Below are 11360 nucleotides of genomic sequence, written 5' to 3'. Positions count from 1 at the left end.
CTGTCGTATGCGCAGAACTTAGCGTGACAAGGGCGGTGGGATGACAACGATCGGGAGGACAGCGATGATCAAGCGTCTGTTGAAGGTCGTGCTTCGCCACGGTTGCTGCTCGGCGTGCACCGGTCAGGGCTGCGGCTGCTGCGACGCCTGCAAGTAGATCAGGGGCGGACACCCGCGATGTGGGTGTTCGCGCGGCGGACGTCGGCGGCGAGGGCCCCTACCTCGATCACCCGGCGTCCGGCCGCCTCCAGTGTCTCGGCGCCGACGCAGTCGACGAACACCGACGGCTCGCGCCAGGCGAACACGACGCGCGGGATCCCGGCGTCGAGGATGAGCTGGGTGCAGCTTCGCGGATGTGACGTCCGCGAGCTGCACGGCTCCAGCGACGTGTACATCGTCGCCTCCGCCAGCCTCGGGTCTCCGGGTTCGAGTTTGGCGAGCGCGGCTTCCTCGGCGTGGTCGGTGGGATCGCCGTCGCCCGAGTAACCGGTGGAGATCACTTCGCCGTCGGCGTCGGCGATGACGGCTCCGACGCGGAAAGTTCGCGGCGGACAGTTCTCGGCCAGCGCGATGGCTTCGCGCAGCCGCAGAATGTCCACTTCGGACGGTTCCGGCGTCGCGTGATACTCCAGCACGGCGATGTCACCCAGCCGGGTGCTGTCGACGAGCTTGAGCCCGCGCGGGAAGGCGCCCGGACCGGTGAACCTCGGAGCCCGCGGGTCACCGACGAAGAACGGCGCGACGGCCAGGTGCAGTTCGTCGACGAGCCCCTCGGTGAGGAACTGCGTGTGGATCGCGCCGCCGCCTTCGACCATCAGCCGCCGGATGCCGCGCGCGTGGAGGTCAGCCAGCATGCCGCGCAGATCCGTCAGCTCGACGACGGTCGCCTTCACGCTCGTGACGACGCCAGGCGGAGCGTAGACCAGCTTCTCCGTGTCACCGACGGTGAAGAACTGCGCCGCCGGATCGAGTGACCCGCTTCGGGTGAGGGTGACCTTGACCGGCTGCTCCGGACGTCCGGCGGCGACCCGTTCCGCGACCAGCTCCGGCGACCGGACCAGGAGGCGGGGGTTGTCCGCGCGCACCGTGTTCGCGCCGACGAGGATCGCGTCCGACGCCGCGCGCAACCCGTCCACCCTGGCCCAGTCCTCGTCGCCGGACAGCACCAGGCGGGTGTCGGTCGCGTCGTCGAGGTAGCCGTCCAGCGAGACCGCGGCGGACAACAGGACGTGGGGTCGTTCGATCACGTCCGCCAGTATGCCCCCGCGAAATTCGGTCGCACCTCGGACGCGCGCGGGCTAGGGTGGCCCGATGATCTTGTGAGACGAACCTGCGCCCTCATCCCACCTCCTTCGCAGGGAGTCTCATGTCTTCTTCCTTGACGCTTTCCGACGTCACCTTCACCTGGCCGGACGGCGTTCCGGTGTTCGAGCACCTTTCGCTCACCATCGGCACGGGCCGCACCGGCCTGGTCGGTACCAACGGCTCCGGTAAGTCCACGCTGCTCAGGCTGCTCGCCGGCCGCCTCGAGGCCACCACGGGCTCGGTGACCGCACCCGCCGAACTCGGCTACCTGCCCCAGAACCTCGTCCTCGACACCGATCGCCGGGTCGACGACGTGCTGGGCGTCACCGCGATCCGCGCGGCGATCAAGGCCGTCGAAAGCGGCACGGCCACCGAGGAGCACTTCGCCGCCATCGGCGACAACTGGGACGTCGAGGAGCGAACCCGCGCGATCCTCGACCGGCTCGGCCTGGGCGCTGTCCGGCTGGACCAGCGGGCGGGTGAGCTGTCCGGTGGCGAGCTCACGCTGCTCGGGCTGGCCACCCTGCTCCTGCGCCGTCCCGCCGCGCTGCTGCTCGACGAACCGACGAACAACCTCGACCTGCGAGCGCGCGAACTCGTGCACCGCGAGGTCGCGGGCTGGGGCGGGATCCTCGTGGTCGTCTCGCACGATCGCGAGCTGCTTCGCCTGGTCGACCGGATCGCCGAGGTCCGCGACCGCGAGGTCACCCTGTACGGCGGCAATCTCGCGGCTTACGAACACGCCGTCGAGGTCGCCCAGGAGGCCGCGCGGCGGCATCTGCGCGCGGCGGAAGCGTGCGTCAAACGCCAGAAGCGGGAGCTGATCGAAGCCGGGATCAAACTCGCCCGGCGGGCCCGCTACGGCCAGAAGATGTGGGACCAGAAGCGGGAACCCAAGGTGCGGATGCGCAAACGTCAGGAGGACGCGCAGATCGCCGCGGGCAAGCACCGGAACCTGCACACCGACAGGCTGGAGGGCGCCGTCGAAGCGCTCAAGGCCGCCGAGGAACTGGTGCGCGAGGACGCCGAGATCCGCGTCGAACTCCCGGAGACCACGGTCTTCCGGGGGACGGACGTGCTCCGGATCGACGCCGTGCCACGGTTCGGCCCGCCGGTGAACCTGCACGTCATGGGCCCTGAACGGATCGCGCTCGTCGGCCCGAACGGTTCGGGGAAGACCACCCTGCTCCGCACGATCACGGGCGAACTCCCGCCGGAATCGGGCGAAGTCGGGCTGTTCGTCCCCGCCAGGCTGCTCCCCCAGCGGCTCGACATCCTCGACGACACGCTGTCCATTGTGGACAACGTGCGGCTGGTCGCGCCGTCGCTCACGGACAACGAGATCCGCGCGCGGCTGGCGCGGTTCCTGTTCCGGGGAACGACGGCCGACCGCGAGGTGGCGTCGCTGTCCGGTGGGGAACGGTTCCGGGCGGCGCTGGCGACGCTGCTGCTGACCGAACCCACGCCGCGACTGCTGCTGCTCGACGAGCCGACGAACAACCTCGACCTGGCGAGTGTCCGCCGGCTCACCGAGGCGTTGCTGGCCTACCGGGGCGCGCTGATCGTGGCGAGCCACGACCGGCCGTTCCTCGCCGACATCGGCATCACCCGGTGGCTCCCTCTCGGCATTTAGTCCTCTGGATGCGGTACTTGCGCACGCAACTACCGCATCCAGAGGACGAATTGCGGGTGGTCAGGCGTCGAAGTCCACGGTGACGGCTTCGGACACCGGCACGGACTGGCAGGTGAGCACGAAACCGGCGTCGACCTCGGCCTTCTCCAGGGCGAAGTTGCGCCGCATGTCCACCTTGCCGTCGCAGATCTTCGCCCGGCAGGTCCCGCACACGCCGCCCTTGCAGGCGAACGGCAGGTCCGGGCGGTACTTCTGCGCGCCGTCGAGCAGGGAGGAGTTGCGCGGCAGCGTCATCGTCGTCGACCGGCCGTCGAGGACCAGCGTCACCTCGCTGGACGAACCCACGACGGCCGGGTCGACGTGGTGCACCGGCTCCGGCGGAGTGTCCACATAGAACAGTTCCTGGTGGATCTTCTCCTCGGCGACGTCCAAGGAGCGCAGCAATTCCTGCGCACCGGTCACCATCTCGAACGGCCCGCACAGCCACCAGTGCGCGACGTCCTCGACCGGGATCAGCACGGTGCACAGGCGCCGCAGCTTCTCGACGTCGAGGCGTCCGGTGAACAGTTCGGCCTCGCGTGGCTCCCGGGAGAGCACGTGGACGAGTTCGAGCCGTGCCGGATAGCGGTCCTTCAGGTCCGCGAGGTCGTCGGCGAACATGACGGTGTCCGTACGGCGATTGCCGTAGAGCACGGTCACCGTGGCGTCGGAATCGCTGAGCAGCGAGGACGCGATCGACAGCACCGGTGTGATCCCGGATCCGGCCGCGATCAGCACGTGATGCCCGGGAACGTCCAGTTCGGGGCTGAAGTTGCCGGTGGGCGGCGCGACCTCGATCTCGTCGCCGCGTTTCACGTCGCGCACGAGCCAGGACGAGAACAATCCGCCCGGCACCTCGCGGACGCCGACCCGCGGCGCGGCACCGGCGGGCGCGCAGATCGAGTACGAGCGGCGCTCGTCGCGGCCGTCGACCTCGCGGCGCAGGGTCAGCGACTGGCCCGCCTTGAACCGGAAGGTCTCGGCGAGGTCTTCGGGGACGTCGAAGGTCACCGCGACGGCGTCGTCGCACAAGCGCTGGACGTCCGCCACCTTCAGGGTGTGAAACCCGGTGCGGCGCAGGATCGCGGTCACTAGATCTCCTTGACGTGTTCGAACGGTTCGAGGCAGAACCGGCAGCGGCGCAAGGCTTTGCACGCCGTCGCGCTGAAACGAGACTGCTCTTCGGTGTCCGCGGAACCGCAGTGCGGGCAGCGGACCGAAGACACCGCCGGGCTCAGCGTGAGCGGGATCGGTCCGGTCCGCCGCGGCGCGGCCCCCGGCGGCGCGATCCCGGCCTCGGCCAGTTTCCGTTTGCCGTCTTCGGTGATCCAATCGGTGGACCACGCCGGCTGCAGCACCGTGCGGACCTCGACGTCGCCGTAGCCCGCGCCGGTGAGCGCGTGCACGAGGTCGTCGCGCATGGTGTCCATCGCCGGGCAGCCGGTGTAGGTCGGGGTGATCGCCACGACCACGCGACCGTCCTTTTCGGACACTTCGCGCAGGACGCCGAGGTCGGCGAGGGTGAGCATCGGCAGTTCCGGGTCGGTGACCGTGGCCGCCACGGCGTACGCGGTCACCATGTCGCGTCCGGATGTTCCCTGGCGACGCTCTGCAGGGTCGCCAGCAGGTAGCCCATCCGCTCGGTGTGCACGCCGTCGCGGCCCATCCGGCCGGAGACGCCGGCGAGCGCGCCGACCTCGGGCCGCGTCAAGTGAGCGACGGCCAGCACCTGGTCGAGGATCGCGTCGAACTCCGGCCGCAGCGACGGCGATTCGACGAACTCGGCCTCGTGCGCGGTGAAAAGCTCGCCCACGTAAGGCCAGACCGCGTCGAGGCCTTCCTGCATGCGCTCGTGGGACAGCTCGGTGCCGTCGCCGAGACGGACGGCCCACTGCGCGGCGTAGTCGCGGTGGTAGGCGACTTCCTTGACGCCCTTGTCCGCGATGGCCGCGAGCACGGGGTCCACAGAGGACTGAAGCTGTTGCAGCAAAGCGAGGCGCCAGATCGAGAACACCAGCAGCCGCGCGATCAGATGCCCGAAGTGCCCGCCTTCGAGCTCGGCGAGCCGGACGTTGCGGTATTCCTGCTCGCTCCGGAAGAAGGCGTACGAATCCTCGGTGCGGTCGCTGCCGTCGGCCTTGCCCGCGCGGGCCAGCAGCAGCCGCGCCTGCCCGAGCAGGTCGAGCGCGATGTTGGCGATCGCGACCTCGTCCTCCAGTTCGGGCGCGTTCGTGCACCACTCCTGGAGCCGGTGCGAGAAGATCAGCGCGTCGTCGCCGAGCATCAGGCAGTAGGCCGCCAGGCGCGCGCCGTCCACACCGGACGGGACCGTGGTGTCCACACCGGACAGCGGGTCCTCGAACCCGGTGCCGAAGGCCCAGCGGGAGTCGTTCTCCTCGGTGATCGCCTCGTAGGCGTTGTCGAAGCTCATGTCAGATGTGGGGAACGTTGTCGGGGATGTCGTAGAACGTCGGGTGCCGGTACACCTTGTCGCCGCTGGGCGCGAAGAACGGGTCCTTCTCGTCCGGCGAGGACGCGGTGATGTCGGACGCGCGCACGACCCAGATCGACACGCCTTCGTTGCGGCGGGTGTACAGATCCCGCGCGTGGTGCAGCGCCATGTCGTCGTCCGCCGCGTGCAGCGAACCGACGTGGACGTGGTTCAGCCCGCGCTTGCCCCGGACGAACACCTCGTACAGCGGCCAGTCGTGTTTCATGCCGAGGCACCCTTCTTCGCGGCGTGGGCGGCCGCGGCTTCCCGCACCCACGCGCCGTCTTCCTGGGCCCGCCGCCGGTGCGCGACGCGCTGGGCGTTGCAGGGGCCGTTGCCCTTCAACACGTTCTTGAACTCGTCCCAGTCGACGGCGCCGAAGTCGTAGTGCCCGCGTTCGGCGTTCCACTTCAAGTCCGGGTCCGGGAAGGTGACACCCAGCGCCTCGGCCTGCGGAATGGACATGTCGACAAAGCGTTGCCGAAGCTCGTCGTTGGTGTGGCGTTTGACCTTCCACGCCATCGACTGCGCGGTGTTCGGCGAATCCGCGTCCGGCGGGCCGAACATCATCAGCGACGGCCACCACCAGCGGTTCACCGCCTCCTGCACCATTTCGCGCTGCTCCGGCGTGCCGCGCATCATGGTCATCAGCAGTTCGAAGCCCTGTCGCTGATGGAAGGACTCCTCCTTGCAGATGCGGATCATCGCGCGGGCGTACGGCCCGTACGAGCTGCGGCACAACGGGACCTGGTTGCAGATCGCCGCGCCGTCGACCAGCCAGCCCACCACGCCGACGTCGGCGAAGGTCAGCGTCGGGTAGTTGAAGATCGACGAGTACTTCTGCTTGCCGTTGATCAGCTTGTCGGTCAGGTCCGCGCGGTCGGCGCCGAGGGTGGCCGCCGCCGAATACAGGTACAGCCCGTGTCCGGCCTCGTCCTGCACCTTCGCGAGCAGGATCGCCTTGCGCCGCAACGAAGGCGCGCGGGTGATCCAGTTGCCCTCGGGCTGCATGCCGATGATCTCCGAATGCGCGTGCTGCGCGATCTGGCGGATCATCGTCTTGCGGTAGCCCTCGGGCACCCAGTCGCGCGGCTCGATGCGCTGGTCACGCTCGATGGTCGCCTCGAAGTGCTTTTCGAGGTCTTCTTCCGGCAACGTCGCGGTCATGACTGCTCCTTCGCCACCAGGGTCAGCACGTCGTACTTGGCGACCGAGTCACCGTCGGCGTTGGTGACGTCGGCGTCCCAGCGGACTTCGCCGTACTCCTGGTCGATGCGCGGGGTGATCTGCTTGGCGGTCAAGGTGACGGTGAGGGTGTCGCCGACCTTGACCGGCGTGAGGAACCGCAGGTTCTCCAGGCCGTAGTTGGCCAGCACCGGGCCGGGTTCCGGCGAGACGAACAGGCCGGCGGCGAAGGAGACCACGAGGTATCCGTGCGCCACGATCCCGCCGAACAGCGGGTTCGCCGCCGCGGCTTCGGGGTCTGTGTGCGCGTAGAAGGTGTCGCCGGTGAACTCGGCGAAGTGGTCGACGTCGGACTGGAGCACCTCGCGCGGTCCGGCGACGACAGAGTCGCCGATCTTCAGCTCCGCCAAGGACTTCCGGAACGGGTGGACGTCACCCTCGGTGCGCGGTGCACCCGTGACCCAGCGGCCGGTGACCGTGCTCAGCACGGCGGGCGAGCCCTGGACCGCCGTGCGCTGCATGTGGTGCAGCACGCCGCGGACGCCGCCCATCTCCTCGCCGCCACCGGCCCGGCCGGGGCCGCCGTGCACCAGCTGCGGCATCGGCGAACCGTGGCCGGTGGACTCCTTCGCGTCGTCGGCGTCCAGCACCAGCAGACGGCCGTGATACGGCGCGACCCCGAGGACGACGTCACGCACGAATCCCTGGTCGGCGGAAACGATCGAACCGACGAGGCTGCCGCCACCGCGGGCGGCGAGCTCGATGACCTGCTCGGTCGAGGTGTAGGGCAGCAGCGTCGACACCGGGCCGAACGCCTCGACCTCGTGCGGCTCGGAACGCTCCGGGTCCGCCTTCAGCAGCACCGGCGAGATGAACGCGCCGCGCTCGGCGTCCGCGCCGACGACGTCGACCTGCTCCGGGTCACCGAAGACGACCGTGCCGACGTCCAGCAGCGCCTTGAGCGACCGCCGGACCTCCTCGCGCTGCTCCAGGCTGGCCAGGGCGCCCATCCGGACACCCTCGGCGGTCGGGTTGCCGACGGTGGTCTTCGCCAGCCGCGCGCTCGCGGCCTCGGCGACGGCGTCCAGCAGGTCGGCGGGGACGAAGGCGCGGCGGATGGCGGTGCACTTCTGACCGGCCTTGACCGTCATCTCGGTGGTCAGCTGCTTGACGAAGAGATCGAACTCGGTGGTGCCGGGTTTGGCGTCCGGGCCGAGGATCGACAGGTTCAGCGAGTCGGCCTCGGCGTTGAACCGGACGGAGTTGCGCACGATCGCGGGGTGCGCGCGCAGCTTCTGCGCGGTGGACGCGGAGCCGGTGAACGAGACGAGGTCCTGCGCCGTGACGTGGTCGAGCAGGTCGCCGACGCTGCCCGCGACGAACTGCAGCGTGCCCTCGGGCAGGATGCCGGATTCGATGATGATCTCGACCAGCCGCGCGGTCAGGTACGCCGTCTGGCTGGCCGGTTTGATCAGGCTCGGGACACCGGCGAGGAACGCGGGCGCGAACTTCTCCAGCGGGCCCCAGACGGGGAAGTTGAAGGCGTTGATCTGGACGGCGACGCCGCGCAGCGGGACGGCGATGTGCTGGGCGACGAAGGTGCCGCCCTTGCTCAGCGGCTCGACGTTGCCGTCGACGTAGACGGTGTCGTTCGGGAGTTCGCGCTTGCCCTTGCTGGAGTAGGCGAACAGCACGCCGATGCCGCCGTCGATGTCGACCATCGAGTCGCCCTTGGTGGCGCCTGTCCTGGCCGAGAGCGCGTACAGCTCCTCACGGTGTTCGCGCAGGTGGGAGGCCAGGGCCTTCAGCAGCGCGGCACGCTGGTGAAAGGTCAGCTCGCGCAGCGCGGGGCCGCCCACGCGGCGGCCGTGCTCCAGCGCGGCGGCGAAGTCGATGCCGTCGGAGGAGACCCGGGCGACCTCCTCGCCGGTCGAGGCGTCGTGCAGCGGTACTCCGACAGCGTCACCGTTTTCCGCCGTGTGCCACCCGCCGGAGACGTAGCTGCGCAGCAATGCCATGAGGGCCGACCCTTCAGTGGTGGTATTTACAGACCGTCCGTTCAGTAATTGACTGTAGCTCGTGACCGGGGTCTTGCAAACCCCCTGACGGCGGTGGACCCTTGACATCTGCCCGAAAACACGCCTTTACTGGCGACACCCTTTAGCAACCGTCCGTTCGGTCAGTAACTAGGTGGTTTCGGTTTGACTAACGCCGCGCACACGATGTTCGCCGACGACCTGGCCTCCAACGCGCTGGGCATCGAGCTGGTCGAGGCCGCCGAAGGGCATGCCGTCGCCACCATGCGGATCACCGAGACGATGGTCAACGGGCACGACATCGCGCACGGCGGCTACGTCTTCCTGCTGGCCGATACGACTTTTGCCTGCGCCTGCAACAGCCACGGTCCGGTGACCGTCGCGTCCGGCGCGGAAATCTCCTTCGTCGCCGCGGGCAAACTCGGCGACCACCTCATCGCCACCGCCACCGAGCGGACCCGCTACGGCCGCAACGGCATCTACGACGTCACCGTGCACCGGGAGACCCCCGACGGGCCGGAGGTCGTCGCCGAATTCCGCGGCCGCAGCCGCACCATCCAGAAGGCGTGACGATGACTTTCAGCGACGAAGCCGAGAACCTGACCATCGACGAACTCCAGGCGCTGCAACTGAAACGCCTCCGGTGGACGCTGCGGCACGCCTACGACAACGTGCCGTTCTACACCCGGAAGTTCGACGAGGCCGGGGTTCACCCGGACGACTGCAAGGCGCTGGAAGACCTGGCGAAGTTCCCCTTCACCACCAAACAGGACCTGCGCGACAACTACCCGTTCGGCATGTTCGCCGTGCCGGAATCGCAGGTCAGCCGCATCCACGCGTCCAGCGGGACCACCGGGAAACCGACCGTCGTCGGGTACACGGCCGAGGACATCGACACCTGGGCGACGGTGATGGCGCGCTCGATCCGCGCGGCGGGCGGGCGGCCGGGCGACAAGGTCCACGTCGCCTACGGGTACGGCCTGTTCACCGGCGGGCTCGGCGCGCACTACGGCGCGGAAAAGCTGGGCTGCACGGTGATCCCCGCGTCCGGTGGCATGACCGCGCGGCAGGTGCAGATCATCACCGACTTCAAACCCGAGATCATCATGGTCACGCCGTCGTACATGCTCACGCTGCTCGACGAGTTCGAACGGCAGGGCATCGACCCGCAGGCGAGCTCGCTCAAGGTCGGCATCTTCGGCGCCGAGCCGTGGACCGAGCAGATGCGCACGGAGATCGAGGAGCGCGTCGGCATCGACGCCGTCGACATCTACGGCCTGTCCGAGGTGATGGGCCCCGGCGTCGCGCAGGAATGCGTCGAGACCAAGGACGGGCTGCACATCTGGGAGGACCACTTCTTCCCCGAGGTGATCGACCCTTTCACCGAGAAACCCACCGACGCCGAGGGCGAACTGCTGTTCACGTCGCTCACGAAGCAAGCGCTGCCGATCATCCGGTACCGCACGCGCGACCTCACCCGGCTGCTGCCGGGCACCGCGCGGCCGGCGTACCGGCGGATGGAGAAGGTGACCGGGCGCAGCGATGACATGATCATCCTGCGTGGCGTCAACGTCTTCCCCACGCAGATCGAGGAAGTCGTGCTGGTGACCCCCGCGCTCGCGCCGCATTTCCAGCTGATCCGGTCCACGAAGGGCCGGATGGACCACCTGACCGTCCGCGTCGAGGCGCGCCCGGACGCGAACCCCGACCAGCGCGCCGAGGCCGCCGCCCGGCTGATCGCCGGGGTCAAGGACGGGGTCGGCGTGAGCGTCGGCGTCGAGGTCGTCGACCCGGACACGCTGGAGCGGTCGTTGGGCAAGATGCGCCGCGTTCTCGACGAACGGGACCGCGGGTGAGCACCCCCGCCCGCCGAGGCCGGCCCGGTTACGACCTCGAGTCGCTGCTGCAGGTCGCGGTGAAGCTGTTCAACGAACGCGGCTACGACGGCACCAGCATGGAGGACCTCTCCCGGAAGCTCGGCATCACGAAATCCGCGATCTACCACCACGTGCCGAGCAAGGAGGAACTGCTGCGGCTCGCCGTCGACCGCGCGCTGAACGGCCTGTTCGCCGTCGCTCTGGAGACGGAGTCGTTCGAGGGCAAGGCGATCGAGAAGCTGGAGCACCTGGTGCGGGGCAGTGTCCTCGTGCTGATCGAGCAGCTGCCGTTCGTGACGCTGCTGCTGCGGGTGCGCGGCAACACCAAGATCGAACGGGCGGCGCTGGCGCGGCGGCGCGAATTCGACCGGCTGGTGACGGACCTGGTGAAACAGGCCGAAACCGAGGGCGACGTGCGGCCCGACATCGATCCCGCGGTCACCGCGCGGCTGCTGTACGGCATGGTGAACTCGCTGATCGAGTGGTACCGGCCGCGCCGGGGCTCGGCGGGGACGGAACTGGCGGACGCGGTGTGCAAGATCGCTTTCGACGGCCTGCGGGCTTAGTGACCGGTCTCGTGGGCTGAAGGGGCCTTTCGCCGCATGGGATGTGGGGAAAGCGCCCTTCGCCGCGTGGGATGCGGGGAAAGTCCCCTTCAGCTACTCCCCCCGCGGCAACGACGCTCAGCTGCCCGTAACTCTTCGGCAGTAGTCCGTGAAGGCCTCCTTGAGGGACCCTAGGTCCCGCAAGGGGGGCGTAACGGACTTTGGCGTGCCCCGCTGGCGCCCCCCCAG

11 protein-coding genes are annotated in these 11360 nt (G+C 69.0%); 4 read left to right on the top strand and 7 right to left on the bottom strand.

Annotated features, from left to right (window positions below; all coding sequences use genetic code 11):
• Positions 1-158 precede the first annotated feature (158 nt).
• Entirely contained in the window at positions 159-1247 is a 1089-nt protein-coding gene (locus ACFWMR_RS18595; RefSeq protein ID WP_378379231.1) for a dihydrofolate reductase family protein, read from the bottom strand.
• 119 nt (positions 1248-1366) lie between these two features.
• On the opposite strand from ACFWMR_RS18595, the gene ACFWMR_RS18590 reads away from it, so the two are divergent.
• Positions 1367-2938 (top strand): ABC-F family ATP-binding cassette domain-containing protein, encoded by a 1572-nt coding sequence (locus tag ACFWMR_RS18590; protein ID WP_378379230.1) that lies wholly within the window; start codon positions 1367-1369, stop codon positions 2936-2938.
• A gap of 60 nt (positions 2939-2998) precedes the next feature.
• Here ACFWMR_RS18590 and paaE read toward each other — a convergent pair whose 3' ends face one another.
• From paaE to paaZ, 6 genes are read right to left on the bottom strand one after another with little or no spacing between them, the layout of a single operon-like run.
• On the bottom strand, positions 2999-4069 hold the full coding sequence (gene paaE, locus ACFWMR_RS18585) for a 1,2-phenylacetyl-CoA epoxidase subunit PaaE (RefSeq protein WP_378379229.1): 1071 nt from the start codon (positions 4067-4069) through the stop codon (positions 2999-3001).
• Positions 4069-4557 (bottom strand): 1,2-phenylacetyl-CoA epoxidase subunit PaaD, encoded by a 489-nt coding sequence (gene paaD, locus ACFWMR_RS18580; protein ID WP_378379228.1) that lies wholly within the window; start codon positions 4555-4557, stop codon positions 4069-4071. The genes paaE and paaD overlap by 1 nt, the downstream gene beginning before the upstream one ends.
• The gene (gene paaC, locus ACFWMR_RS18575) at positions 4551-5408 is read right to left on the bottom strand and encodes a 1,2-phenylacetyl-CoA epoxidase subunit PaaC (protein WP_093933694.1); all 858 of its coding nucleotides are present in this window, start codon (positions 5406-5408) and stop codon (positions 4551-4553) included. The genes paaD and paaC overlap by 7 nt, the downstream gene beginning before the upstream one ends.
• A gap of 1 nt (position 5409) precedes the next feature.
• The gene (gene paaB / locus ACFWMR_RS18570) at positions 5410-5694 is read right to left on the bottom strand and encodes a 1,2-phenylacetyl-CoA epoxidase subunit PaaB (protein ID WP_005168080.1); all 285 of its coding nucleotides are present in this window, start codon (positions 5692-5694) and stop codon (positions 5410-5412) included.
• Complete coding sequence (paaA, locus tag ACFWMR_RS18565; protein ID WP_093933695.1) at positions 5691-6635, bottom strand: 1,2-phenylacetyl-CoA epoxidase subunit PaaA; 945 nt, start codon at positions 6633-6635, stop codon at positions 5691-5693. Before paaA ends, paaB begins: the two co-directional genes overlap by 4 nt.
• Entirely contained in the window at positions 6632-8671 is a 2040-nt protein-coding gene (gene paaZ / locus ACFWMR_RS18560; RefSeq protein WP_378379227.1) for a phenylacetic acid degradation bifunctional protein PaaZ, read from the bottom strand. The genes paaA and paaZ overlap by 4 nt, the downstream gene beginning before the upstream one ends.
• Positions 8672-8875: 204 nt before the next feature.
• Here paaZ and paaI point away from each other — a divergent pair, with 204 nt between their 5' ends.
• Genes paaI through ACFWMR_RS18545 form a run of 3 tightly spaced genes read left to right on the top strand, consistent with a single transcriptional unit; the run spans position 8876 to position 11132 of the window.
• Entirely contained in the window at positions 8876-9259 is a 384-nt protein-coding gene (paaI, locus tag ACFWMR_RS18555; protein ID WP_020634304.1) for a hydroxyphenylacetyl-CoA thioesterase PaaI, read from the top strand.
• Positions 9260-9261: 2 nt separating this feature from the next.
• Positions 9262-10545, top strand: a complete 1284-nt coding sequence (gene paaK, locus ACFWMR_RS18550; protein WP_378379226.1) for a phenylacetate--CoA ligase PaaK — start codon at positions 9262-9264, stop codon at positions 10543-10545.
• Entirely contained in the window at positions 10542-11132 is a 591-nt protein-coding gene (locus tag ACFWMR_RS18545; RefSeq protein WP_378274729.1) for a TetR/AcrR family transcriptional regulator, read from the top strand. Before paaK ends, ACFWMR_RS18545 begins: the two co-directional genes overlap by 4 nt.
• Positions 11133-11360: the final 228 nt, after the last annotated feature.

Origin of the sequence: Amycolatopsis thailandensis (genome assembly GCF_042723255.1) — a bacterium.
Taxonomy (GTDB): domain Bacteria; phylum Actinomycetota; class Actinomycetes; order Mycobacteriales; family Pseudonocardiaceae; genus Amycolatopsis; species Amycolatopsis thailandensis.
The sequence above is the reverse complement of the archived record's forward strand: the minus strand, read 5'-3'. Positions and strand labels throughout refer to the sequence as shown.